The organism is Bradyrhizobium sp. BR13661 (genome assembly GCF_029892425.1).
Classification (GTDB): Bacteria; Pseudomonadota; Alphaproteobacteria; order Rhizobiales; family Xanthobacteraceae; genus Bradyrhizobium.
Genome location: NZ_JARXWB010000014.1, coordinates 157,868 through 184,204, shown reverse-complemented (window position 1 = coordinate 184,204; position 26,337 = coordinate 157,868). Strand labels below are relative to the sequence as shown.

General features: G+C 58.5%; 20 protein-coding genes, 1 pseudogene and 1 riboswitch. Of the genes and pseudogenes, 11 read left to right on the top strand and 10 right to left on the bottom strand.

Annotated elements, in window-relative coordinates; all coding sequences use genetic code 11:
- Nucleotides 1–283: 283 nt before the first annotated feature.
- The 5 genes and pseudogenes from M2427_RS23200 to M2427_RS23180 all read left to right on the top strand — a co-directional run bounded on the left by M2427_RS23200 (nucleotide 284) and on the right by M2427_RS23180 (nucleotide 3,861).
- A complete protein-coding gene (locus M2427_RS23200) occupies nucleotides 284–649 on the top strand; it encodes a DUF2946 family protein (protein ID WP_280709021.1) in 366 nt (121 codons plus the stop codon).
- A gap of 77 nt (nucleotides 650–726) precedes the next feature.
- Nucleotides 727–1,548, top strand: coding sequence for an outer membrane beta-barrel protein (locus M2427_RS23195; RefSeq protein WP_280709020.1), 822 nt, complete (start codon nucleotides 727–729; stop codon nucleotides 1,546–1,548).
- A 127-nt stretch (nucleotides 1,549–1,675) separates the two neighbouring features.
- The gene (locus M2427_RS23190; protein WP_280709018.1) at nucleotides 1,676–2,740 is read left to right on the top strand and encodes a hypothetical protein; all 1,065 of its coding nucleotides are present in this window, start codon (nucleotides 1,676–1,678) and stop codon (nucleotides 2,738–2,740) included.
- Nucleotides 2,741–2,875: 135 nt separating this feature from the next.
- Nucleotides 2,876–3,319 (top strand): annotated as a pseudogene (locus tag M2427_RS23185) (TlpA disulfide reductase family protein); the annotation flags it as partial.
- Nucleotides 3,316–3,861, top strand: a complete 546-nt coding sequence (locus M2427_RS23180; RefSeq protein ID WP_280709016.1) for a hypothetical protein — start codon at nucleotides 3,316–3,318, stop codon at nucleotides 3,859–3,861. The pseudogene M2427_RS23185 and the gene M2427_RS23180, both read left to right, overlap by 4 nt.
- Before the next feature lie 834 nt (nucleotides 3,862–4,695).
- Here the strand turns inward: M2427_RS23180 and M2427_RS23175 are convergent.
- The 3 genes from M2427_RS23175 to M2427_RS23165 form a co-directional block, all read right to left on the bottom strand.
- Complete coding sequence (locus M2427_RS23175) at nucleotides 4,696–5,817, bottom strand: HoxN/HupN/NixA family nickel/cobalt transporter (protein WP_280709015.1); 1,122 nt, start codon at nucleotides 5,815–5,817, stop codon at nucleotides 4,696–4,698.
- Between the two features lie 98 nt (nucleotides 5,818–5,915).
- Entirely contained in the window at nucleotides 5,916–8,264 is a 2,349-nt protein-coding gene (locus M2427_RS23170; protein WP_348521943.1) for a TonB-dependent receptor, read from the bottom strand.
- 200 nt (nucleotides 8,265–8,464) lie between these two features.
- Nucleotides 8,465–8,669, bottom strand: a riboswitch (cobalamin riboswitch).
- Nucleotides 8,670–8,769: 100 nt separating this feature from the next.
- A complete protein-coding gene (locus M2427_RS23165; protein ID WP_280709012.1) occupies nucleotides 8,770–10,797 on the bottom strand; it encodes a TonB-dependent receptor in 2,028 nt (675 codons plus the stop codon).
- A 583-nt stretch (nucleotides 10,798–11,380) separates the two neighbouring features.
- Here M2427_RS23165 and M2427_RS23160 point away from each other — a divergent pair.
- Complete coding sequence (locus M2427_RS23160) at nucleotides 11,381–12,400, top strand: phosphate acyltransferase (protein ID WP_280709011.1); 1,020 nt, start codon at nucleotides 11,381–11,383, stop codon at nucleotides 12,398–12,400.
- 80 nt (nucleotides 12,401–12,480) lie between these two features.
- Here M2427_RS23160 and M2427_RS23155 read toward each other — a convergent pair whose 3' ends face one another.
- Nucleotides 12,481–12,876: a cytochrome c family protein gene (locus tag M2427_RS23155; protein ID WP_280709010.1), complete on the bottom strand. Its 396-nt coding sequence runs from the start codon at nucleotides 12,874–12,876 to the stop codon at nucleotides 12,481–12,483.
- A 630-nt stretch (nucleotides 12,877–13,506) separates the two neighbouring features.
- On the opposite strand from M2427_RS23155, the gene M2427_RS23150 reads away from it, so the two are divergent.
- The 5 genes from M2427_RS23150 to M2427_RS23130 all read left to right on the top strand — a co-directional run bounded on the left by M2427_RS23150 (nucleotide 13,507) and on the right by M2427_RS23130 (nucleotide 18,985).
- Nucleotides 13,507–15,966: a TonB-dependent siderophore receptor gene (locus tag M2427_RS23150; RefSeq protein WP_280709009.1), complete on the top strand. Its 2,460-nt coding sequence runs from the start codon at nucleotides 13,507–13,509 to the stop codon at nucleotides 15,964–15,966.
- Between the two features lie 8 nt (nucleotides 15,967–15,974).
- Nucleotides 15,975–17,357 carry a PepSY domain-containing protein gene (locus M2427_RS23145; protein ID WP_280709008.1) on the top strand — a complete coding sequence of 461 codons (1,383 nt, stop codon included), beginning with the start codon at nucleotides 15,975–15,977 and terminating at the stop codon, nucleotides 17,355–17,357.
- Nucleotides 17,358–17,493: 136 nt separating this feature from the next.
- Nucleotides 17,494–17,874 (top strand): hypothetical protein, encoded by a 381-nt coding sequence (locus tag M2427_RS23140; RefSeq protein ID WP_280709007.1) that lies wholly within the window; start codon nucleotides 17,494–17,496, stop codon nucleotides 17,872–17,874.
- 115 nt (nucleotides 17,875–17,989) lie between these two features.
- Nucleotides 17,990–18,517 carry a copper chaperone PCu(A)C gene (locus M2427_RS23135; RefSeq protein ID WP_280709006.1) on the top strand — a complete coding sequence of 176 codons (528 nt, stop codon included), beginning with the start codon at nucleotides 17,990–17,992 and terminating at the stop codon, nucleotides 18,515–18,517.
- A 120-nt stretch (nucleotides 18,518–18,637) separates the two neighbouring features.
- Entirely contained in the window at nucleotides 18,638–18,985 is a 348-nt protein-coding gene (locus tag M2427_RS23130) for a hypothetical protein (protein ID WP_280709005.1), read from the top strand.
- Between the two features lie 907 nt (nucleotides 18,986–19,892).
- Here M2427_RS23130 and M2427_RS23125 read toward each other — a convergent pair.
- The 6 genes from M2427_RS23125 to M2427_RS23100 form a co-directional block, all read right to left on the bottom strand.
- Entirely contained in the window at nucleotides 19,893–21,113 is a 1,221-nt protein-coding gene (locus M2427_RS23125) for a site-specific integrase (RefSeq protein ID WP_280709004.1), read from the bottom strand.
- A 210-nt stretch (nucleotides 21,114–21,323) separates the two neighbouring features.
- Entirely contained in the window at nucleotides 21,324–22,229 is a 906-nt protein-coding gene (locus M2427_RS23120; RefSeq protein ID WP_280709002.1) for a hypothetical protein, read from the bottom strand.
- A gap of 169 nt (nucleotides 22,230–22,398) precedes the next feature.
- Nucleotides 22,399–23,814, bottom strand: coding sequence for a caspase family protein (locus tag M2427_RS23115; RefSeq protein ID WP_280709001.1), 1,416 nt, complete (start codon nucleotides 23,812–23,814; stop codon nucleotides 22,399–22,401).
- A 223-nt stretch (nucleotides 23,815–24,037) separates the two neighbouring features.
- Nucleotides 24,038–25,117: a C45 family autoproteolytic acyltransferase/hydolase gene (locus M2427_RS23110; protein ID WP_280709000.1), complete on the bottom strand. Its 1,080-nt coding sequence runs from the start codon at nucleotides 25,115–25,117 to the stop codon at nucleotides 24,038–24,040.
- Nucleotides 25,118–25,267: 150 nt separating this feature from the next.
- A complete protein-coding gene (locus M2427_RS23105; protein ID WP_280708998.1) occupies nucleotides 25,268–25,654 on the bottom strand; it encodes a nuclear transport factor 2 family protein in 387 nt (128 codons plus the stop codon).
- Nucleotides 25,655–25,904: 250 nt separating this feature from the next.
- The gene (locus M2427_RS23100) at nucleotides 25,905–26,222 is read right to left on the bottom strand and encodes a DUF3303 family protein (RefSeq protein ID WP_280708997.1); all 318 of its coding nucleotides are present in this window, start codon (nucleotides 26,220–26,222) and stop codon (nucleotides 25,905–25,907) included.
- Nucleotides 26,223–26,337: the final 115 nt, after the last annotated feature.

The window sequence follows — 26,337 nt, the reverse complement described above, 5'->3', positions numbered from 1 at the left end:
CAAATAGTTCAATCAGAACTACTGCTCGACGGTCGGCAGGGTCGGCCTAGTCGAGGGCCCAGGGTCGCTGGTTCAATGCGTGGCTCGAATTGAATATCTGATCTGAGAGGATGCTGCGCGGCGACGCAGATTGCGTTTGCCGTCTGGTACCGTGGGCGCTGGCTACAGCACTTGAGTGGCGTGACCGGCGGGCAACGCTCAGCAGGCCGTCGATGCGGCACGAGATGCCGTGGTTGCGATGCTTCGGGCTTGCAGCTATTTTGTCTTTCGAGGGAGGGGGACTATGGCGCGGCGCCTGCGGAAATTCTTGCCGATCGTCTTGATTGCGCTGATGGCGCAGATCATGGCACCGATCTCTGCATGCTGGGCGACCGCGGTCGCGGCCGGTGATCCTCTTGCATCCATCGAAATCTGCCATAGCGGTTCCAGGAATGGGTCGGCGCCGTCCGATGATCGCGGCGCCGACGGCTCCTGCACTCTCTGCTGCGCGGTTCTTGCGGATGCCTCGCTACACTTGCCGCAGAACTCCACTGTTCTGGCACCGGTTGAGAATTTTTCAAACGTAATTTGGCAGCAGAAGCCAGCGTTTGTCATTGCTCCCCGCACTGGCTCCAATTCCCAGGCTCGCGCTCCGCCGCCGGCGATCTGATCCGCAACGTTCACGCATTGATCACTTCGTCACGCGTCAAGTCGCCATGACTTGGCGTCACTCATGGAGCTTGCGCCATGCGCAGTTATCTCAGCCCCGGTCCATCGGAGGATCGCTTTCGCTCGTCTATCGCGGTCGCAGCACCCCTGCTTCTGCTTCTAGCAACTCCTGTGTCGGCTGCCGACCTTTCGGTGAAAGCGGTCCCAACTCACACGCCAGCCTTTAGCTGGACCGGCTGCTACCTAGGCCTCAACGCGGGTGGCGCCGCGAGCGGGACTGACTTCAAGTCCAGTGTCGACCCCGGCACGCATCTCGTCGACCCCGCCGATCTCGCCACCGCGGCTGCGACCGGCACCGGCTCAGGCAACGACCCCGGCTTTATCGGCGGTGTTCAGGGAGGCTGCAACTACCAGGCCGGGATCTTCGTCGCCGGCATCGAGGGCGACTGGGACTGGTTCCGCAGCAAGCCCGCCTTCAGCAACCCCAACGGCGTGCTGACGACAGCAGACACGATGACGATCACACAATCTCTGCAAACCGACAGCCTGGCGACCATCCGTCCGCGTATTGGCATCGCCTCGGACCGCTCGCTGATCTACGCCACCGGCGGCGTGGCTTTCGCACACGTCAAGTACACGCAGACCTATGTCGATACCCTCAACGCGGCGGCAGGCACTGCAACCGCATCATCCAACCTGGTCGGCTGGACCGCAGGAGCAGGCTGGGAATGGGCCTGGACCGACCATGTCAGCGTCAAGACCGAATATCTGTTTGCGAAATTCCCAACGCTGAATGCGCTCGGCGTCATCGCCGACAATGCTGCTGGCGCCAACACGCTGCATGGGTCAGCCAATTTGACCATCCAGACCGTGCGCCTCGGCGTGAACTACAGGTTCTGACATGACACACAGCCATCAACCGGCGGCAACCGTCGCTAATGTCGGCCAGCCCTCTGCTCGAACCGAGGCACGAAAGCGCGTGGCCGTACGCGGTACCTCCTCTTGCACACATGCCAACGGAGCATGCATGTTCACTAATCTCTGGCAGCGCGGCTCACGCCATGTTCGCCGCGGCATCCTCCTCCTCGCATCCCTCGTCGGCGCGTTCTGCATCATGTCGACCGTCGGCTCCAGCCCCGCTCTTGCCTGCGCCTGCGGCTGTAGCGTGTTCGACGTCGGCGGCGGCCTGTTGCCGCAGGAAGACGACCACGGCGGCAGGATCTTCACCGAATGGTGGCACTCTAACCAGAACGCCAATTGGATCGGCAGTTCGAAAGGACCGGCGTCTGCCAATTCGGACAAGCAAGTGGTGACCAACTGGTACACGGTCGGCCTGCAATACATGTTCAACCGGGATTGGGGCGTCATGATGCGCGTACCCTATGTGACCCGCGCCTTCAGTACCGACACGAACTTCCCCAACGATCCGCCGATGGTTCAGACCTTCAACTCGCGTTCGTTCGGCGACGTTGAGGTGATGGGCATGTACACGGGATTCGCCGCGGATATGTCCACCGGAATCATTTTCGGATTGAAGCTGCCGACCGGCACGTTCACGGCAACGGGCCTGGACCGCGACACGCAGATCGGCTCCGGCAGCACCGATCTCATTCTCGGAGCGTTTCATCGCGGCATGATCACCGGTGATAATGCCTGGCAGTATTTTTCTCAGATCAGGTGGCAGCAGCCGTTCCTGTACCAGGCGGCCTTCGATGCCGACAGCGGAATGATGCAGATGTACAAGCCGGGCTTCCAGGTCGATGCCGCCGCCGGCATCATCTACAACAATTTCTACAACGTGCTGGGCTTCGACAAGATAGCTCCGCTGGTGCAGATCATCGCCTCGCACCGGCAGCACGACAGCGGCCCGGCGTCCGACCCGCTGAACACCGGCTTCGACCGCCTGATGTTCTCGCCGGGCGTTGAGTTCACCAAGGTGCTGGATGAGGTGAACAAGCGGGTTTTCAAGTTCTATGTCGACGTCGAGGTACCCATCTACTATCGCACCAACGCGGCGATCAACGATAGCGGCAGTCAGGGACAGTTGATTGCGCCCTACATGGTGAAGACCGTGGCGAGCTACAATTTTTAGCGGGAGGTCGACCTCAGCATGCGACCACAAGCACCCGTAACAGCGAAAAGGAGCTTAACGCTCCTTTTTTGGCTAAAGGACAGGTCGATCAGAGTCGCCACAGCCTTGTTTGTAATGACGGCGTTGATTGATCCTGCCTTCGCTGCACCAGAGTTGGACAAGCCGGCGCCACCGCTCGTCGCTGCACGGCTCGATGGCGACAGCTTCGATCTTGGCAGGCTTCGCGGCAAGGTCGTCCTGGTGAACTACTGGGCAACCTGGTGCGCGCCGTGCAAGAAGGAGATGCCGGCCCTCAATGCTTTCTATCAGCGCTATCACGAACAGGGACTGGAGTTAATCGGCATCAGCGCGGATCGTCCTCGCGACTTTGCGAAAATGCGCACGGTCAGCCGAGGCCTGTCTTACCCGACCTCCACTCTCGACAAGATCACACACGATGGATTTGGGCCGCCCGAAGGCTTCCCGCTCACCTACGTAATCGATCGGGATGGAATTGTCCGTGACAAGTTTATTGATGTCCGCGAACCGCTTTTGCGTGAAGTTGTTCTGCCGCTACTCGAAAGCAAGGGCTCCCAGTGAACGAAGCCATCAAACAGATCATCGGTAGATCAGCGTTGCTCCTCATGGCGTTGGGTTGCTCGACGGCGGGGAATGCCCAGACCAAAGAGCCGTTGATGACCCCCGGCGCCTTCGTCGCTGATCCCGTTAGCGGCTGCCAGGTCTTTAATCCACATCCAACTCCCGGCGAGTCCGTGAGTTGGACCGGCGAATGCGTCAACGGTCGGGCGCAAGGGCACGGCAACCTTCGATGGCTGCGAAGCACGACCGTGATCGAGACCGACGAGGGAGATTGGAATCAGGGGCGTCAGTCCGGTCGCGGCCGACAGGCTTGGGGATCCGGTTCCTATGACGGTGAGCTGTTAAACGGTGAGCCCAGCGGGCACGGCGTCATGAATCTGCTTCGTGCGCGCTACGAAGGAGATTTTCGCAACGGAAAGCCGAACGGAGTGGGCACTGCGACCACGCTCGAAGGCGTATTCCAAGGCGTGTGGAAGGACGGTTGCCTGACCGACGGAAAGCGTAAGATGGCTTTCGGCGTGTCGTCCTCCACCTGTCACTGACGAGGCAACATCCAAAAATTAGCAGGAGAAAATCATGAGATTTGTCAGCCGGGTTTTGATCGTGGCCGTCTTTATAGGGGCAAGCACTGCGGCCATGGCAGGCCAGACCGCTCAGGCGGACCCCAAGGGAAAGACATGCCGGATGGAACAACAATGTCGCTGGGAAAATTTCAAGAAGATCTGTGTCTACGTTAAGGTCTGCCGATAAACGGCTTCCGCTGCAATTCCAAAGGACTTTCAACCAACGGCACGGCGCCGAGCTGGATCGACCTGCTTGGAATATTTGACAAACCTGTTCGCAATGTTCGCTTAACAGCGCACCCACGGCCTAGACACTCTACCACATGATGCCGATCAACGCGAAGCTGGCGCTCGATCAGCGCCCCGACGCCGGGGCAGGAGGCGCGTAGGCTGTTGCGTTGAGAGGCCCTCGGGATGAGGCGATAAGGCTTAGTTGCGTTCATTTGTGAAACCTCGGTGCGGCAATGAAGATGCAGGAGATTTTCACCCGAGGGGTACTAAACGTGCCTCAAGTTAGCCCATGCCATTGCCCGAAACCTCGCATATTTCACAGAGCGAGAATAACAACCGAAAACAGATCTTTTGCATCTACGGAAATGGCGAGGTCGCACTTCCACCCACATGGGGAGGGCCCTGGAAGGACCCAAAGTGTCGCATCTCTGTAATCGAAGCTGGTGTCAGCCGCGAATGGTTGAGCAGCGAACATAAAATCGGAATGGTACGCCCATCCGATGTCGCAGGTCGGCCGAGAGAGGCACAATAGCGGTTGTTGTGTGAGGTCGCAGATGGGCCGACATTGGAAGCCTCGGAGTGTCAGCCCTTTTTGACACAGCGGTCATATCCCTTGAAGCGATAGACGACGAATGACACGCCCCAACTCAAGACGAACAGCACCACAATGCCATAGCCGAGTACGCCGAAGTTTTCATTTATGTCCGAGATCACTCTCCAAAAAGCACCTTGTAGATGGAATTGATTTGATATGAGGCCGAGCGTTTCGATGCCGCCGACCACCAATGCCACAATCACAGACACTGACGTGATGGTCAGATTGTAAAAGAGCTTGCGCATGGGATTTCGATACGCCCACCCGTAAGCCCCGAGCATTAGGACACCATCAGTAGTATCGACGAGCGTCATTCCGGCGGCGAACAGTGCCGGGAAAATTAGAAGCGACCAGTTAGAGATTGAATTGGACGCTTGGGCTGAGAGGCCGAATAGGCTGATCTCGCTCGCGGTCTCGAAACCGAGCGCGAACAACAGGCCTATTGGGTAAAGATGCCAACTTCGTGAAACAAATCTGAAAAGCGGCCTGAACATACGCGCCAACCATCCGCGCTGCTGTAACAATGCGTCGATGTCCTCTTCCGGTACCCGGTCGCCTCGCTCGACCAACCGAAAGGCGCGGTATACGCCCCGCAGTACAATGATATTTGCAACCGCTATCAGGAAAAGAAATAGCGCTGATGTCGATGTGCCGATGATGCCGCCAATCTCTCGATATGAAGCAAGCTTATCGCTCAACGCATTTGCGGTTAGCGCAACAGCAATCGACGCAAGCACAACGACCGTCGAATGCCCTAATGCAAAGAAAAATCCGACGGCGACTGGTCGCTTTCCCTCTTGCATCAGCTTGCGCGTTACATTGTCGATGGCTGCAATGTGGTCTGCATCGATGGCGTGACGTAGCCCGAGGCTATAGGCCAACACAGCGGTTCCGATGAGCACGGGCTGATGTGCAAACTCAACAAGAGCCCATACCCAAGTAGACACATTGGCGAAAATAAGAAGGCTGTATATGCTGACAATCCGAACACGGAAACCGAGTGACTCGGGATCGCAACGTTTTCGTAGGTCGAATGATCTCACGCGGACGGCCGTGGGCTGAGTCACTATGGTACTTCCTCGACTGTAAATAATCTGATCCTCTTTCATGACTGGATCCAGCGTCCCTGAAGCATCAAGGTTTTGTTCATAGGTCCCGGCCTCGCCAAGTCGGACGACGGGATCGTCTTCTCATGTTAACATTCACCTCACCATTTGAACGAGGCCGCCACCTCGTAGCTGCGCGGCGCACCCAGGATGATTTGATCGGTATAGCCCGGATCGCCCCAGGCGGCGTATAGCTTGTTCGTCAGGTTGCGCACGCGGAACGAGAGCCGCGTGTTCTCGACACCAGTGAAATAGGTCTTCGGGATGTCGACGAATGCGAACGCATCGAAGGTCGTATAGGCATTCATGACGACCATATTGTCCTGGTAGTTGAAGCGGTCGCCGACGTGACGCATCGAGGCGCCAATCTCGACCGGAAGCGTCGTTTCGAATCGGTACGACGCGCCGGCATTGGCGACGAAGTTCGGTACGTTGGGCGGCGTGTTGCCCGAATAGGACTGGAATACGCCGTTGCCGTCGACATAGGTGAAATCGACGAAGTGCGACTGCACGAACGCGGCATTACCCCACAGCTTCAGGCCGGCAACCGGATTGATCGCCGCCGCGATCTCGATGCCCTTCGACTCGATCTTGCCGGCGACGTTGAAGACGATGCCGCTCTCGGGGACGTAGACGTTCTTGCGCTCGATGTCGAAGGCCGAGAATGTTGCCTCTGCGCGCTTGTCGGCCGATTGCAGCTTCACGCCGGTCTCATAGGTCCGCGACGTCGTCAGCAGCAAAGGCACCGACGGTGCAAGAATGAAGATGTTGGCGACCGTCGGGTCGGCCGCGGTCGCATACTGGCTGTACAGCATGACGCCGGGGGTGATGTCCCAGGTGTAGCCGACGCGGCCTGTGATCGGGTTGAACGTCGTCGAGAACGGATAGCCCTTCGCTGCCTCCAGCACGCCATCGGGATCGAACCGGGTGCGGTCCAGCTTGATATCCTCGAAGCGGATGCCGCCGATCAGCGCGAAATTCGAGGTCAATTTGATCCGATCCTCGAACGACAGCGAGGCGGTATTGACGCGAGTATAGATCTTCTCATCGCTGCGCGGGCCATAGAGCCCGGGGGTGGGATTGAGAAGATCGGCGTAATCGTTGAAGAACAGCGTGTCCTGCGAGACGTTGAACTGGTTGTTGCTCGCAGCCACCGTTGCGACGAAGCGGTTGTCGAGGTCGCCGATATTGGAATTGACGGTGAGGTCGGTGATGTTGCCGTAGAGCCGCTGTGCGTGGTCGAGCGCCAGCCGTTCGCGATAGATGCTCCCCGCGCCGGCGACACCGCCGACGGTCTGGTCGAACGACGAGATCTCGTTGTTGAACCAGTGCCGGTGGGCGTCATAGCCGTAGATCTGGCTCTTCAGCGAGACGTTGTTGGCGATGTCCCATTGAAAGCCGCTGCGCAGCCAGAGCTCGCTGGCGCCGCTGTGATTGTCGAGCACGTTGTAATTCGTCGTCAGCGTGCGCGCGTCGATCGTTGCCGGAACTGGCGTGCCGCCACCCAGGTAATAATTGCTCCAGGTGCCCGACACGATGCCCGTGGTCGGCACGATACCGGCCCCGTTTGCCGGCACGATCGGCGTGCCCCAGTAGAAGCGATCGCTGTCTTGCTTGTACTCGGCCGCGCCCCAGACCTTCAGGCTGTCGGTGACGCGATAGTTCAGCTGTCCGGAGACGTTGCTGAGCTTCGAATAGCTGTCGTCGATAAAGCTCTTGTCGTTGAAATGGCTGATGTCGAAGCGGTAGTCGAGGCCGTCAATCAGCGTGCTGCCACCGGAGCCGTAGCCGGCGCGATAGCCGTTGAAGGAGTCGTAGGAGGTGAATGCCTCGTTGACGATCGCCCCCGTATGCGGCGCCTTGGTCACATAGTTGACGGCGCCGCCGGTCGCGCCGAGGCCGGCCACGAGCGAGTCCGGTCCCTTGATGATCTCGACCTGCTGGAGGCCGGCCACATCCATGGGGCGGCCGGTCATGGTCGACGGACCGATCGGGATGCCGTTGTAGAGCGTGGTGAGTTGATCGCCGCTAAAGCCGCGCATCGAGAAGATCGCAGGCGCTCCGGGTGCGTCGCCGCCGGTCACGCCGACCGCAGCCTTGGCCACATCGGTTGTCGTCCGGATACCCCGATCCTGCATGGTCTGCTGGCTGATGACCTCGACGGTCGCAGGCGTCTCGCGTGCCGAGATGCCAAGGCGCGAAGAGATGCCGGTGATGATTGCGGTGTTCAGCGGTGTCGTGTCGCTCGTGGGCTGATTGGTCGGCCTTACCGCGACCGGAGTCGTCGGTTTCGGCCCTGTGGCCCGACGTGCTGCGCGAGGTTTCTGACTGCCGGGGCTCACGGCGCGAGCCGGTTTCGGCGTGGGCGGGGAGACGGTCACAGGGCCGATCTCCACGGGCGGCTTGTTCGGCACCGCGCTCTGCGCGAGCGCCGCTGATGACAGCGACACCGAAGAGAGCAGAGAGATCAGGAAAGCACGCGAAAACCCTGGCGTAACGCCAGTACGAAAATGAAGATGTTGCACAACAACGCTCTGCGGCGACGCAAACAAACTGCCACCGCGGTTGCCTTAGTCATCTACCTTCGCCCCAGGCGGCAGATGCACCGGCTACTTGTCCGACATCAGGGCACCCCGCCCAATGCGTTCGCGCGTGACTCATGGCTGGCAGCAGGTTTCCTGGCTCGCGGGTTATCGCCTTCGACCACCTTCCCAGAGACCAAGAGGCTCCAGTGGTTTTGCTGGTCGTCGGCTATCCGCCTACAGTTGCGGGGGCAGCCGCGGAATTGTCCACTGAGTGGACGCACCGCATTCCCTTGGATAGTCCTTACGGACACTACCAATCACCAAAGTGGCATCTGCGCGGTAGGCCGTCAATATCAATAGAGTATGTCCGGCAGCCGGTTCGACGATCGCTCGCAAAGTGTGTCTGTTTTGCCCGGCAGTCGAAGGCGAACTAAAACGTCCCAGCTACAGTCACCCGGAAGGTCAGCGGTTCCACGGGATGCAAAATGGTGTCCATAACACCCGTCTGGCAAACGGCTGCGGGCGCCGTCTGCACAGGATAGCAGAGGTTGTAGAGACTATCGGTCTTGATCAAAGAGCCGTAAGCATAAGAGATCTGATTGGCTTGAGTGTTGAACAGATTCAGCACGTCGAGCTGAATACGCCAACCGTCAGCGGTTCCGAAGCCAATTCGGCCATTGAAGATGCTGGTTGCCATTGAACGGAAAGCATTGTCTTCGGTCAGCGGAGTCGATCCAAGGTAGCGCCAGCGCAGCGTGCCGAACCAGCCTGTCTTCTCGCCAAGCGTGATACCCGCCGAGGCGATCATCGCTGGAGCGTTTTGGACATAATTTCCTGACGCGTTGCCAATCTGCGCCTGCGGATAACCGGCGAGCGAGGCGTAGGCGTCGGCTTGATCGCTGTCGTAGCCAAGAAAGCGGGCGTGCGTCATTGCAAGGTCCGCATCGACATCGATCCAAGACACTGGGCGATAGTGATTGGTCAGTTCGAAACCGTAGCGTCGGCTTGGCCGGCTCGCTTCGGTATCACCGGCATCGCCGCTGAAGATAATTTCGGAGTCCTGGTTGAGTAGGAACACACTTAGCGACGAGTCGAGACCTGGAATGATCCGGGTCCGGATGCCGGTTTCCACCCCCTTAGTTCGAACTAGCAGCGGCGAGGCGGCAAGTTTAGTGGACGGATCACTCGGGTCTTCGGTTGTCGTGGCACCCCGAGCGTCGTTGCTATGCATTCCGTAACCCGCGCCGACGAAGAACTCGGTTTTGTAGAAGGGGCCGAGTGTCATCGTAAATTTCGGGCTGGCAATTCCCGCGCTGACATTGCCGGAATTGTTGTTGTCATAGATCGAGAACACATTGGCCTGGTAGAAATCGCCGCGCAGGCCGACGGTCGTGCGCAGCCAATCGGTCCACCGCACCGTGTTCTGCGCATAGACGCCGATTGAGGACTCGCCCACCTTGTCGCTGCGGACATTGGAGAGAAAACTGCGCTGGTAGGTGTCGGTCAACGCAAGCGCGATGTTATCGTATCGCGTTTGCGCGCCGAACGTGGTTTCCATCGGAAGTCCGGCGAGAGAACCGACGAGTGTGCGAGAGGCATTGGCACCAAGCATCAACCGGTCATCGTGTTGGTGAAATTGATCGCCAAGCACCGGATTAGCTAGGAAGTATGTGAAGTCGTTGAACAGGTCGAGCTGGCTCTTGACCAGATACGCGTTGGCCTTCCAAGAACCTGCGTCATCTGTGCCAGCGATCCGGGCCGATAGCGCGAAACGATTGGTTCTGCCACCGTCGGTGGGATCTTCTGAGCCAAACCGGTCGATCTGGCCAGCCGTGATTGCGCGTAACGGAACCTGATCGGTTGAGGTCCATTGGTTGGAATAGGCCATCCCGGTGATGGACAAACCGTCGGTCGCAGTCCCCTGGGTGTAGCGCAGTAGACCATTGATCTTCTGCATATCGTCGGGCGTGACCCATGGACCGTCATAGGTCCCTCGTTCGGCGGCAATCAGCAGATTGCCATCGCCGACTTTCTTGGAGTCCATGCCGAAGAAGCGGAAATAGCCAAAGCTCCCCGCGGTAACCTGAGCCATCGCTTTGGGCGCGCTATCGATCAACCCGATATGCAGATTACCCGCCGACCCGAAATCACCTTCGTCGGCATAGCATGGACCTTTGCGGATATCCAACCGGTTCACAGTTTCCGGCATTAGCCAGTTGAGGTCGGCATAGCCTTGACCATGGGCATGGGTCCGCATGTTGACCGGCACGTCATCGACCCAGATCGCCATGTCGGTGCCGTGATCAAGATTGTAACCGCGCAGAAAATACTGGTTGGCCTTTCCCTCGCCGGAATGCTGCGTGACGATCAGCCCGGGGACGGCCTCAAGCAGTTCCCCAGGGCGGGTCACGGGACGTGCATTAAGCGTTTCTCCAGTCACCGATGTTTGGCTCGCCATGTTCTGGCTCGGTGTGCCGCCTGATGCGACGTTGGCGGAGCCCGATCCACCAACGATCTGGGGGGCAGCGCTTGGTAGACTCGCGATTTGTCGTTGTAGGTTACGAGCCCGACGCGCGTCCCGCTGCTGTCGGCGCTTCTGTAAATTGCGCTGTTTAGGTGCATCCACCTCGACGGGCGGCAACGTCGCCGGTGCCGCTTGAGGTGTGCTGCCATTCATAGGCGGAGTTTGCGCTCTCGCCGCTGCTGCCAGCTGGACAGCGACAATGATCAGCAGGCTTACCCCACACCGCCACAACATTCCCAAGCGCCTTTGCTTTCCCGGAACCAGCCTAGCGGTTGAAGTATGATGTTTCAATAAAAACATCATACTTCACTGGTTGTGTTTGGTGTGTTTTTGGGGCTATTCAAGTCTGGCGCGGACTAGTCGCGTGGCCCCGCCGAGCAATCCTTGGCCTCACACTGCTGCCTTGACATCTCTGCGCATAGAGATGCTTCGCTTCCGATTTCCGCTGGATAGCGGATACAACGAACCGCATTTGCGCTATAGATAGTCAGGTCTGGCGCGTTGGGAGGACCTTCCGTTGGCCGAAAGAGTCCGCGTAGCGCTGGATTGCATGGGTGGAGATTTCGGAGCGTCAGTAGTTCTAGCTGGCGCCGAGCTGTCATTGAAGCGTGCACCGAACCTGGAATTCACTGCATTTGGTGACAGGGCAATCCTTGATGCACTAGTTGTGAGAAGATCGAAACTCCGACAGCGAACGCGCATTGTCCATTCGGAGATCGAAATCCGAATGGATCAAAAACCCGCCGAAGCACTCCGAGTTGGTCGATCTAGATCTTCAATGGCCCTCGCAATCGACGCCGTGAAGAAAGGTGAGGCTGATTTTGCTATATCGGCGGGAAATTCGGGCGCCCTGTTGGCGTTAGCGAAAATCAAGCTTCGAACCGTTGGCAATATCAAGCGGCCGGCCCTCGCGGGATTATGGCCCTCTCTGAAGGGGGAGACTGTCGTTCTTGATCTCGGAGCTTCTATCGGTGCTGACGCCGAACATCTATTTAATCTCGCGATGATGGGCGGTGCCTTGGCACGTGCTGCGCTTGGGATCGAAAGACCGACGGTAGGGCTATTGGGCTCCTATCTCAGCCCTTTTGACCGACGGCAGCAAGTATACAGCGCGGATGAATTACTTCGGCAGGCCCACCTTCAGTGTCAGCAATATCTGGGCTTCGTCGAGGGGGCGGACATTGGATCAGGTGATGTTGATGTCGTAGTCACCGAGGCGTTTGCCGGGAATGTCGCGCTAAAGACAGCAGAGGGGACAGCCCGCCTTCTCAAAAACTCTGTGGAAGAGGCATTTCGGTCATCTTGGAGCGCTCGGGCCGGCTATCTAATGGCACGCGCAAGTTTTGCGGCGCTTCGGAAAAAGCTGCGTCCGCCAAACGGCGCCATTCTTTTGGGATTGAACGGCACCGTGGTCAAAAGTCACGGCAGCGCAGATGGTCACAGTTTCGCTGATGCAATCCTGTTTGGCTGCAAAATGGCGCGCCTCCGAATTCACACCAATCTTCAGAATGCGATCCAGCAACCCGTAATGGTTTAAGCATTATCGGGACCAGCGCGGAAGTCTTTTCCGGGCCGCAGCGACAAGTGACATCCGTCGGGGGAGCGGGCAGGATTCCATCACTTCGCATGCTCCTTCAGATAGGCGATGATATCTAATCGATCCTGCGGCTTCTGGACTTGATAGAACATCTTCGTTCCCGGAATGAAGCTTTGTGGACTCGTAAGCCATTTGTCGAGATTGTCCTCAGTCCAAACGACGTTCGCGTTTCGCAGAGCCGGGGAGTAGTTGTAGCCGAGCACGCTGCCGGCCTTGCGGCCGACGACACCCTGGTGCATCGGTCCAACGTCGTTTTTCTCGATGGAATGGCAATCCATGCAGCCCTGGTAAAGCTCCTCCCCACGCGCGGGATCTCCGGCGGAGAGATTAGCGGCCAGGGTGGCGGGGCTCCAGAGCGAGGCCAGGGCGGCCAGAGCCATGCCCAATGTCCGGGCGAAATACGACGTTTTGTGCAAGGGTGTTCTCCTGTCCTGCTGCCGAGGCGCAGGAGATTAGATCGTGCCCTCGAAAATTTATTCCCGGCGGGCTGGACCGAGGCTACAGTCGAGTGACGAGCCATGATCGAATTCTCGCCGGGTTCGTCAGATCGGTACCCACGGCGTAGCAGCCGTGCCATGGAGGGACTCCCGCTTCGGGCTACAAGATGCTAGACATCTGCCGGGGAGGCTGGATTGGGTATATTCCGAAAAATGTGGTTGAGGCGGGCGGTCTGTGCCTTGATCGCTTACTTTTTCGCGTTTCAATTGGTTGCCGCGACCGCTCAATCGACCGCGATGATGCTCGCGCCGCAAGATCTTCAGTCCATCTGCCACGCGCTCGCGGATACGGATTCGGCGGATCAAAGCTCTGCACCAGTGAACAGCGATCAACACGGCCTCTGTCGCATTTGCATCCTTGTCTCCAGCGCCACGATGCCGCCAGCAGTGACGGTGGATGCGAATTTTTGGACACCTATCACAACGGTACTTCGTACCGAAGAGCCATCGTTAGCTCTTCCAACTTCCCGGCATGATCCGCGCCTGTCCCAAGGACCTCCATCGGCGATCTAGCGAATCTCGTCTCGCCGTCGTTCATGGAGTTCTCTCATGTCTCGTTTTCTACCCGCACTATGCGCTGCCGCTTCAGTTGCCGCTGTTCCCATCAGTTCCTTCGCGCAAACTGTCTCGGGCCCACCAGCGGCGGATCCCGCGCGTACCGTCGTAGCGGCGGCATCGAATGCAACCGGTAGTGGGCAGTCGCCGCTGCCGCCTGTCGTTGTCAGCGCGCCAACACCACGAAAGCCCAAGGCTGCCCGCTCGGCTCAACGTCCTGCGCGCACCACGAGACGCACTCAAGCGGTGCGGACTCCATCACCGGAGAGCAAGCCAGCCACCGAAGTCGGCAGCAGCCAATATGGCGCCGGACCCGGCGGCCGCTTCACGGGTTACACGGTGGACTATGACGCCCCTGCCATGGCCGGTAAGGACAATACGCCGATCCTGCAAACTCCGGCAAACGTCCAGGTCGTGACGCGCCAGGCGATGGACGACCGCCAGGATATTAGCGTACGCGATGCAATCGTCGGGTATGTCAGCAGCGTTCAGCCACCGAGCAACACGCCAAGCAGCAATAATTTCTACGACGGGTTCAACATCCGTGGCTTTGATAACGTCAATATTTATCGCAACAACCTGCGGGTCTGGGAGCTCACTGGCATCCAGACCTCGAACCTGCAGTCGATTGAGATTCTGAAGGGGCCGGCGGCCATGCTTTACGGCCGGCTCGAGCCGGGCGGCATCGTCGACTTGATACCGAAGCGTCCGCTTGACTACAGCTATACCTCAATCCAGCAGCAATTCGGATCATGGGGCCTCAGCCGTACGACAATCGACACCACCGGTCCCGTGACGGCAGACAAGACCTGGCTCTATCGTGTCAATCTCGCGTACGACCGCGCAGATTCCTTCATCGACTTCGTCAACAGCAAAAATGTTTTCATCGCGCCGACACTGACTTTCCGGCCGAACGATCAGTTCCGCTTCAACATCGACTATGAATATCAACACTCGGAGTTCGTCGACAAATCGATGGGCATTCCTGCCGTTGGCAATCGCCCCGCGCCGGTGCCTATCAGCCGATATCTCCAGGAGCCTGCTTATACGCAGGCCAATCCCAACACTCAGGATCGTCATCTCGTCGGGTTCGACTGGACCTACGACTTCAACAAGGATTGGAGCCTGACAAACCGTTTTGCCTTCAACGACCAGCGTTACGGGCAGCATCAGTACGGTACGGCTTCCTTCACGGAGGCCACCGGCGTCGTCGACCGTTGGATCTGGGACGCCAATATCCAGGCGCGCACTTTCGCAACAAATCTCGATCTCAAAGGCAAGCTCTGGACCGGACCGGTCGAGCATGCCTTGCTGGTCGGCGTCGACTACTTCAATCTCACCAAAAATATCCAGACCTACTTCAATCCAACTCAGTTCGACCCGACCATTGGATCGATCAATATCTACAATCCGGTCTATGGTCAGTCCGCTTACGGCGGCGCGGCGCCTAACACTTTCTATCCGTTGCGGGAAAGCTGGAGCGGTGTGTACGGTCAAGACACGATCTCGTTCCTCGACAATCGCTTCCATGTGTTGCTCGGCGGACGGTACGACTGGGCGAATTACGGCAGCGGCTATGGCTTCGACTCCCAGGAACAAGCCGAGGGACCTTACGATCCCAATACGGGAGCAGGATTTTTGAGCGCAAAGGCTCAAGCGTTCAGCCCCCGTGCGGGGCTTGTGGTGCAGCCCACGCCGTGGCTTTCGTTGTATGCGAATTACACCAAAGGACTGGGAGTGCAGGACGCGCTGCCGGTTCCAGGCTCGCCTGCCATTCCGCCGGAGACGTCGCGGCAGTACGAGGCCGGGATCAAGGCCGAGCTTCTCGACAAGCGCCTGACGGCCTCGGCGGCCGTGTTCGACATCGTCAAGACCAATATCACCCAGGCCCTCGGCGGCGCCGGCTTCTCCATTCCGATCGGCGAGGTGCGAAGCCGCGGCTTCGAGTTCGATCTCAACGGACGGATCGACAGCAACTGGAGCGTGATTGCGAGCTACAGCTACACCGATGCCCGCATCGTCAATGGACAGGGTCCTGACATCCAGGATGTAGTCGGCGGTCTTGGCAGCGTTTATTTCACACCCGTTTTCCCGTCCGTCAGCGAAAACGGTAACCGGCTGCTCAACGTTCCCTACAATTCAGGAGCAGTCTGGGGGAAATACGACGCTCATGGACCTTGGGAAGGCTTGAGCGCTGCGGCGGGCGTAGTCGCCGTGGGTGAACGGCAGGGTGACAATCAAAATAGTTTCCAGTTGCCGGCCTACGCCCGCGTCGACACGATGCTTCAATATCGGTTCAAGCCGCCGGTCGAGACGCAGATCAAGACCATGACCCTGCAGCTGAACGTCAAAAACGTATTTGGAACCAACTACTATGAAAGTTCCTCGAACCGCCTGATCATTTTCCCCGGCGCACCGCGGACTTTCCTCGGCTCCATTCGGGCAGAATTGTAACGTAAGAGATGACGGTAGCTGTCCCGACCTCGGGCGACCCGCAAAGTGCGCGGCAGGTCCGCCTGTACCCGATCTTCTGGCGCTGGCATTTTCTGGCAGCGCTGATCGTCATCCCGTTCGTGCTTTGGCAGAGCGTGACGGGAACGCTCTATCTATGGTCGGAATGGTGGATGGACCTGCGCTATCCCCAGGTCCGCTTCGTGCCGGTTTCGGATACGAAGGTGCCGCCAAGCGCTCAGATGTCGGCTGCGTTTGCATCGACAGGTGCGCGCCAGACGCTCCCCGTTGCCACGGAGCACAACCATGGTGCTCACCAAGCCGGGGCGCAATCGCAGACGAGCGCGGGGCGTCCGGTCCAGCAGATCGTATTGCACGACGATCCTCGCCGCAGTACGGAAGTAATCTTTCAGGGTAGCGATGGATTGCCTTATCCGGTGTTCGTCAATCCGCACACCGGGCAGGCGATTGGCGCACTAACGTCCGGTCAATGGTTACCCGGCATCAGCCGTTCCTTGCACGCAGGCTGGCCGCTTGGCGCCCCTGGGAACTGGCTGCTCGAGCTTGGCAATTGCTGGGCGATCGTCATGATCGTCACCGGCATCTATCTTTGGTGGCCGCGAGGACGCAGCCTTAGGCAGGCGTTACGACCACGGCGGGATGCTGGCGCGCGGGTCTATGTGCGCGACCTTCATGCCATCGTCGCGGTGATCATCTCCGCGGTCTTCATATTCTTCCTGATCAGCGCGTTGCCCTGGACATCTTTCTGGGGAGGCGAGGTACTGTCGCGGGCGCAAAAGCTTCTCGGGCAGGAAAGTCCAGCGGGCTTCTCGATCGGGGGGGCTTCGACAGATCAGATGGATTCGGCAGGGTCATCCATGGACGCGGCTGTTCGCACTGCTCGTGAGCGCGGTGTCAAGGGCACGATCACGGTCCAGCTCTCACCATGGAAGGATGCCCCACTGTTTGTCGCCAACCGAACGTCATCCATCTGGGATGACCGCATCGTGACGGCCGATAGCGCGAGCGGAAAACTGATCGGTGATTTTCAGAACCAGGATTTGCCGGCAATCCCTCGGCTCGTGGCTGTCGGGATTCACGTTCACCAGGGTGATTTTGGCCCGGTGAATGTTTGGTTGAACACGCTGCTTGCTTGCTCGCTGATCTGGCTCAGCATCACAGGCATCGTCTCGTGGTGGATCCGACGTCCCAAGGGTCAAAGCGGCGTGCCGCCACGCCGCAACGTGCCGTGGTCCCCTGCGATCCTCGTACCGCTCGTTCTCATGGCAGTCCTGTTGCCGCTCTTTGGATTCTCAGTGGTGGTCGCAGCAGCGCTGGGATCGATGATGACCAAACTAAGACAAAGAAAAGTCGACTTCAGTCACGCAAGCTGACTAGAGCATGGCATTCAACGCCTTTGCGGCGCAACAACCGGACTACCTGTGCTGTCTTGGCGGGATTATTGCGAGCGAGTGGGAATAAGGAGAGACCGAGCGTGTTGAACCTTTGAAAGGAACAGGGAGCGACGACATGAAACGAACTGCAATCATCGCCGCAGCTTTTTTATTGGCCGCGGGAGCCGCACAGGCGCAAATGGCGCCCGCAAAGCCTGGCGATACACCAAAGGGCAAGGCGCTGGTAAATGATAAGGGCATGACGCTCTACGTTTTTGACAAGGACGCTGGCGGCAAATCTGCCTGCAGTGGTCCGTGCGCCGAGAACTGGCCGCCTCTGCTGGCATCAGACAGCGACAAGAACTCGGGCGACTGGACGATCGTCTCGAGGGACGATGGTAAGAAGATGTGGGCCTACAAGGGCCGGCCACTGTACGCGTGGAAGAATGACAAGGCTCCTGGCGATGCTGATGGCGATGGCAAGCTCAACGGGGCATGGCATATAGCAACGCCGTAGGCCTCGTGAAGAGATAACGGAGTAATATTGATCCTAGCGGCGGGCAGCCTCGCCTGAGGGAGCAGTGACAAAACTGTGCTCCGTGGTAGCCTCATTGGATTCCAAGGAGGACGACATGAGAGGTTTCGGCACGCCAGTACTGGCAGTTTCGTTGATTGTCCTGGGCGCCGTCGCGCCAGTCAAAGCGCAGCAAGTGAAGGCAGGTGATCTCGTGATCACCCAGGCATGGAGCCGGGCAACGCCGAACGGCGCAAAAACGGCTGCCGGCTACTTGACGATTCAGAACAAAGGCACGAACGCGGACCGATTGACCGGAGCGTCAGCAGATGTTGCCGGCAAAACCGAGATTCACGAGATGTCTATGAGCGGCGGCGTGATGAAGATGCGGCCACTCGACAACGGACTGCAAATCGCTGCCGGCAAGACGGTTAAGCTTGCGCCGGAGGGTTACCATCTCATGCTTGAGGATCTGAAGAACCCGCTGAAGCAAGGGGACAAGATTTCCGTGATGCTCGACTTCGAGAAGGCCGGAAAAGTCCAGGCCACACTCGACGTTCAAGGAGTCGGCGCCAAGGGGCCAGGAGGTGAGGGCAACATGGGCGGGAAGATGAAAATGGACGGTCACGCCGGGATGAAGATGTGACTTCGGGACGGTATTCTGCTTTGGATTGTAGGGCCATGCTTGGTGGCTGTACGTGACCGCTTGGGCGAGTGATCTACGCCCCACATCCTCGATTTTCCTTTTTGATCCGGCGCTCTCTCGATGAACGTAACCGATGTTAAACAGGATACACTTGTTGAGGGGTTGTCGAGCGACGATAAGGGTGAAGGCAAGCAGCATGCCCCGCTTTCCGGTTGGGTCGTCGAGGTCGTTATGACGATATCATGCAGGAGTTCCGAAAGCAGGTTCTTCGCCGTGCAGGCGCTTTCTGCCAAGCAGGCAATTGAAGCGGTACTTATCTATCCAGGCATCGAGCGTTCCGATCAGCGCTTCGCAAATCGCTCACTCTCAGCCGCGGAGATATCTCTGTTCGAACTCAGGCCAGGGGCGGTTCATCCATATGGAGGGCGTGCTGCTCGGAGTGCAGTTCAGGAGAAGGTCGGAACCTAAAACCGTTGTTTCCTCGAAATGGGGGTTGCGCAAATCCCAACCTGGCCTAACGCATAAACGCGTTTCCGAGCTTCAAGTCTTTCCGCAAAAAGGAAGATGGCGCTGACAAGGACGAGCGCAACTGAAATACAGGCGATAGCAGATAGCAGAATGAGGGCGGAGCGAATCCTACTCTCTTCATCGTCAGGAATTTGGGGTCGATCGATAAGCAACCTTCGCGCTCCGCCGTGTTGTGTCCTTTCAATGGGACGAACGATCTTGAGTTCCACCGATTGCGCGATTTTGCCTGTCGCGCTCGATTGTAGAACAAGGGCTGATCCGCTCACCGCGCGATATCGATGCAGGCGCCAGATGCACAAAGTCGCAGCCGAATCCGTTAAGCCCAACTAGCGCGTGATCGGATCAAGCAGTGCACCACTATGACCGTGAGACGAATGCCCATTTTGGGTCGGATAAGCCCTTTAGTGCGATCATTAGGTCGTTGATTGTTCTCTATCCGGGGCTGACTCTTAATCAGCTATGTGGTTGCGCCTCTCGTGCGTAGCAAGCTTCGGGCTCTCCTGTTCGATCAATCGCAGCAATCGGGTGGCCTCCAGGATTTGACCTCCCTTGCGCTGCCATTTACCACCCGCGAGAAAATGCGCATGAACGGCCCCCTTGCCGAACTACGACGGGCTCACTCCGCGAGCTAGCTAGGTCGCACTTCGATAAGAAATTAGGACCTCGCGTCTGGCGACGTAGCGGACCCCCCGCCTACCATGTGTCCCCTACTATTCTCAAAAGTGGGTTTCGGGCTGTAGCGGTCTCCTGACTCTAACCCCCGCCGCTTGCAGGCTAGCTCCATGAACTAGGAGTGGACCCCGACAACCAGTGAGGACACCAATAGGAGAAAGGCCGGAGCCCGCCATCACGCTGCAACCTTTCCTGGCTTTTGGGCTGGCAGGGCCTCAACGTGCAGTGCCCAGCGTTCGAGAGCCTCGCGCATCTCGGCTGCGTACCGCGCGCGGTTATATACACCGGCAACGCCAGCCCGGTGGCCGCTGACGTGGTTTAAGATCGCTTCCACGATGTGTGGCAATACGCCAAGCCGGTCGGCCATCATGGTGGACGCCGATCTCCGAAGATCGTGAACTGTCCAATGGGGAAGAGGTTCGCCCAAGGCTTCCGCGATCCGTGCGTCAAGCGCCGTCTTCGATTTGGACCAGCCTGAGAAACCACGATGCGAGTCACCGCTGCGTCGAGGTCCGTCACCAAAAAGAAAGTCTCGGCCGTTTCGGCGGTGCGGGAGTAGGGCTAAGGCTGCGGGAACCAATGGTAGCGAGTGCTCGCGACGGTTCTTGGTCCGGCCGCTTGGCAGCGTCCAAAGCCCCGAAACGGTGTCAAGTTCGGCCCATTGGATGCTGCCCACCTCATCACGGCGTTGGGCTGTGAGCAGTAACAGACGCACAATGCGTCCGTAATCGTCATCGCCGCTAGCCCGCCAAATGGCTGATAACTCCGCCTCCGTGAGGACCCGTTCGCGGCTTCCCGGCTGCGCCGGTCGATTAGTGCCGAGAACCGGGTTCGCGGGAATGTCGAGGCCCTCCCGTATTGCCCAGTTGAACATTGAGGACAGCGCTGTACGGGCGCGGGCTGCCGAGACCGCTCCATGAGCTGATGCGATGTCAGCGATACGAGCCGACACATGACGGCGGGTGATCTGGAAAACCGAGACCGGATGCAGGGGTTTCCAACTGACCAACAAGTAGCGCTCGACTTCCGAATAGCTCCGGGGCTTCAGCCTTTGTTTGGCGTTCCGGAGATATTGATCCGTGATTATCCGGAGTGTGTCGGCTGCCTGCAGGCGCGTCTTGGCCTTCTCGTCCGCCGGGTCTTTGCCATTGGCAACCAGGCCCAAAAGCCGTTTGGCTTCCTTGCGTGCAAGCTCTGGCGTCCAAGGGGCGCCGTGAGGACCTATCGTGACGAAGCGCTGCCGACCGAACACTCGGTACTTGAGGACGTAGGTCGCTTGGTCGCGCTGACGCCGAACGCCAAAGCCCCGCACCGCTTCGCGGTGGTCTGCATCCCAAAGAGTTTCGCCCGGCTTGAGCGCTTGCACTGCGCGGATCGTTATACTCGAAACGGCCATCGATCGCCTCTGTAGCTACCACGTAGCTACCACCGTAGCGCAAATTGCAGCGCAGGTAAGGCAAGGCACGGCAGGCTTATTTGCTGATAATACTACAGTTTTCGTACGAGAGGCGGGGATAGCGTAGCCCCGGCGGAGCCCTTGCTGTGTCTGTGGAACAGGAGGTCGGTGGTTCGAGCCCACCCAACTGTACCAGCGAGCGGGATCTCATCACTCGCTGATAACCGACACCTCTCCTATATCCAAACCGATCCGCACCGGGGTGCCGGCCGGTCGCATGTCTCCAGCGACGGCGAATGGTTCGGCGAGCTGTGAGACGACGGTGCCGCCCTGCACCTCGAAGCTCCCGCTGTTCAGCGGCACACCGCGAAGGACGATCGTCTGGCCGTGTCCCGAGCTGATCCGCACCAGCCGGCCGTCACCGGCAACGTCCAGCGTGACTCCGACTGGGGCCATCGTGTCCAGCATCGGGATGTAGGCTTCGCTCGCCGAGAGAAGAATGCTCCAGGGCTCCATGTCGTTGCCGCGCCGGATCGTCGTGTGGGCTGGCAGCCTCAGCCCGAGCAGTTCGTGCGGCGCACCGAGCGTGAAGCGGTGGAGTGTACCGGCCTTATCGAACAGAACGCCGCCGAACAGGTCGTTCGCGTAGGGTCCGCCTTTGCATGGCAATCCGTCGATGATTTGATAGCCGTGGAGATCGCCACCCCAATGCGTGACGTCATTGCCCTGTCTCTTCCACGGCTTGAGCGTTCCCGTGAGCCGCATGCCGAGGATCTCGGTCACGTGCGGCAACTCGATCATCTCGACGATGGAATGCGCCTTGTCGGTGAACTGGATTTTGCTGCCGGCCGGTAACGGCAAATCAGCAATGGTTTCGGCGGTCTCGAGCGTGCGCCAGTATTTGGTCGCGTCGTAGCTCTGATAAAGATAGAGGGCGCCAGCCGCTGGAAATGGCAAAGTCAGAAACGCGGCGCAGGCAATCAAGACCCAGCGCAGTCCGCCCATCCAAGACGCGCCATTCCAGGCGGCCAATGCCAACGCGAGCGCCAGCGGTATGGTCACGAACCAATTGCTGACGACGGCATATCCGAACAGAAGCGGCCACGGCAGGCGCAAGATCGGTCTCCTTCAGGTCAGCTTGTAGGATGGGTTGAGCCCTTGCGAAACCCATCTCTTTCCGATCAGCGTTTTCCGCGCTCAATTTCTGACTGATCGAATTACAGCTCGTAGCAACCGTTTAATGGTTGCTACGAGCTAAAGTCTCGTTCCGGGCCGGTCTTAGCTTTCAAGGAATCTTCTGTTGTCGAACGTCAAACACGATCCCTTTTTGGCTCGACGATACAAATTTTGGAAACTGTGCGAACTCTTTCGAGCGCGCCAATTCTGCGGCCACGCGGCTAAATAGCTCCTCAGTGGAAATGGAAGTGCTAGTTTTTGCCGAGGATTGCAGCTCCCGCACCAATGCTTGAGTAAACACTCCACCACCTACATCGGGTTTCTCGTAAGCCAGTTGGTCGTCTTGCGATGCAGCCATGACTTGAAAGCTTCCATCGTTATCCGCTGGCAACCCTTCTAATCCATAGGTACCGTGACAGCCGTCGAGCATGATCAGGCGGTTTAATTTCGAAGCTGAACCAAGCTGCTTCACCACAGCATTCAAGTTGAGACTTGCGGATCGATCGTCCCATTTAAAATCATAAGTGGGGAGTAGCAGGCTTGCGGTCGGCGACGTGCCGGCGTCGGACGATCTTGCGCTTGCACCCGAATAGTACAGCACCAATTCATCCTTGCTATTCGACTTCTCGATAGCATCACGAATCGCTTGTTCGATTCGGGGGCGGGTTGCTTCCTCATTCAGTAACATCGATACTTCGAAGCCATAATATTTCAGGCTGTCGGCCATTGCTCGAGCATCAGAAGCGGCAAAGCGTAGTCTTGGAAGCTTGCCGTCTTGAGTAAAGTCCACACCAATGACGATAGCGCGCTTCGTCGCCTTTGCCCGTTCGGCGACCGTGGAACTGTTCGTTGCGGTGGCCTTCAGTACTGCGTTCGATAACTCTGCTACTCTCCGTTCAAGCGCCTCCAACCTGGCGATGACGGGGTCGCCAGGCATTGGCGCAGTTTGAGGTGCTGCTGCAAGGAGTGCCTTTGATATCTCACCTAGGCTCATCCCGTCAGTCTGAATTGCGGCGAGTGTTGCTGTTCGACCGGAATTCAGGAAAAACAAACGCAAACAAAGAACCGGCTTTGGTACGCCCTCTCTTATTATTTTGGGTTCCACCAACACTGCCACCGCCTTGTAGTCTTGAGCGCTCAAACGCGCCGTCTCAGGGTCCCTTAGATACCCATTAATTTGCTCGATGGACGCGTCTTTCCCGTATCTCTCGACTTCTGCTCGAAGTTGCGTCACGAAGAGCGACTCTAACTCACGGCCAGTGTCGTTCTCAAAACGTGGCACAAGAAGCAACGGATGAGAATTTGGCTGAATTTCTGGCTTATCCGAATTCTGTATCTGCAGCAGAAGGAACGCTCCCACTACAACAATCGCCAGGGACAAGAACGCGCGATCATGCATTGCATCCGTGTAACTGCGGAGGCCTTTGAAATAGTAAGTTCCAAAGAATGCCACCACGATTGCAAGGATCATCGGCACGATGTCTGCCGGTACGTACTTAAGAACTTGCTCTAGCAATTTATCCATGATGCCGCTCGCTTGGAGTTGAAAATCAACTGCATAATTTGGCGCGCGCTAATACTGGAACGTCGGAGACCCAAGGGTCACGAGGCCATTGATCCACTTTTTGGATCGGCTATCAAGGCCATCTTATAGTGATAGTGCACGAAACTCGGATCAAGCAGGACGGATGTCGACCACACAAGCAGCGAGTTATACTCACTTCGCGAAACGAGTATAACTCGCGCCGCTAGCTCACCCTTCTCCTCGTCCGCCGCGCCATCCGCCGCCCCAAACCAAGCTGTCCCCTAAGCTGCCCGATCGCCAAATCCTCCCCGCTCACCCACCGCCCGAAATCCACATCCAGCATGTCCTCCTCGAGCGCGGCGGCATCGCCGCCGATGCCGATCAAGAGCCGTCGCTTGACCGGCTCGGCGACGATGGTGTGCAGCGTCTGGCAGTTGCCGTAATTGTGGAAGGCGGGCGAGGCCGAGAGATTCAGCGCGCTGAATGTTTGTTCGGCGCTGAGCGCGCGCGCGGCCCAGCCTTCGAGCGGTGGCAGGCGGTCGATCGAGTGCGCGACGCGGCGGTTCAGGGCTCGCAGTTGCGTTGACTGGAAATGATTGGTGCAGGCGAGCCAGTCGCCAAGGCGAACCGCCACCGCGCCGGCCCCGGCTTCGACCACCGCCGCGACGCCGCCGGCATCGAGCAGCGAATAATTGTAACTCATGGCGTGGGGCGTGCGACGCAGGAAGGCGATGGCCTCCGCAGTCGTCGCGCAGCTGTCGAGCACCCGCCTGATCAGCAATGTGCTGGTGAGGCCCGGCGATCGCGGCCGCGCCCGCACCAGATGCAGGCCGATGGAGAGGCCATGCTCGTTCATGCCGTCCAGGCGTCCCGTCATTTGGTGGCTGCCGCCGATGCTGGCGTAGCTGCCCTGCACCTGGATCAGCGCGAAGCGCGCCTCGTAGCCGCGCGGCCAGAAATCATAGTTGCGGCCATAGACGCCGCCACTCATCACGGCCGAGCAGCCGCCCGTCGGCATCCGCAAGCCGTCATTGCCGAAATGCGCGACCGCGCGCTCCATGGGGATGTTCAGCCCTTCGGCGATCCCGCCGATCTCCTCCCAGAGGTCAGGGGCATAGGTCCTGAACGCGCGCTCCTCGGTCCTGATATCGAACCACCACGGCAGCCGCACATTTTTGCGACGGAGAAACGCCTTGCCCTTCAGCGTCGCCGCAAAGGCATCGGCCTGCGCGCGGCCAACCTCGTAAGGCGTGCCGCGGCACTGCACGAAGACGACGCGGAGCATTTTTGGAGCGGACGCCATCGTGATGCCCTGGAGGAATCGCGCCTGGACTTTCTCATGGGCGAAAGCCGGGAGGCAAGAACCGCTACCACACACTCCGACGTCATCCTGAGGGCCCGCCAGAGGCGGGCGTCTCGAAGGATGAGCCGCAGGGGACCGCTCTCACATGCGTCAGGCGACGACAGCCTTGATGAGCGCGGTGTCCGCGTACTCGATCAGCTCGATGATCTTGCCATCCTGAAACTTGAAGAGGTCCAGGAGTTCGGTGGTGAAGACTTTCTTGTTCGGACGGTACCGGATGACAAGACGGGACCGGATCGCAGCATAATCGCCCTCGACCACCTCGGTCAGGATCTCGCGTTGCTCGAAGGCGAAATGGGCCGTGAATTGACCGAAAGCCTCCAGCAACAGCGCGTGCCCCTTAAAGCTTCCCGTCAGATGCAGCGCGCTTCTGTCGCCGATCAGGTTGAACGTGCCCTCGGGATGAAACGTCGCCACCAGGCCGTCCAGGTCACCGGCAGCGCGCGCGGCGTAAGCGCGTTTGATGACGTCGAGCATGTCCTCGCGATTCATGGCTGCCTCCCGTGATGTGTGTTAACGCAAGATAGCTACTTTTGCGTGCACAGGCAAAATCAAAACATGGGCTCAGCGCGCCAGGACCGGCGGCGTCACCGCCGAGAGCAGCGCCAGATGCGGAAGTCTGATGTCTTTTGCGTCGGCGCAATGGCGCGTATCGGGGCCGACGCGTTTTGCTCCCGAGATGGATCCGTCACGTCGGCCCTGGCCACGGCGCTATCGAGTCCGGTCTTCAGGCTCTTGATGCGCTTCGAGCCCAGGCAAGCGAGGCTGAAGTCACCGGGATCACGTCGCCGACATCGACCACAGGATGAACGTCCACATCGTTCCAGAAGGTGAACTTCGAAACGAACGACAGGACCACCTTTGGATCATTCGCCTCGACAAGCACGTAGCCTTTGTCGCCCACCAGGTTCGATAGAAATGCGTGCACCGTTAGTCCGTCTTCCGGCTTCCACTTGCCGAACGCGCTGAGAAGTCCGTCCGCCGTTGCAAAATTCTGCTCATGACCATTTCCATGACGTATCCGATAATCGATCATATATTTCATGACTGTTCTCCAATTGATCAGGATGAACGAGGCAATCAAGCGAACACTGTGTGCAAAGGTCTGTCAGCGCCGCTCGGGCGTGAGAAGACCACAAAGCTGGCAAATCGAAAAGAAG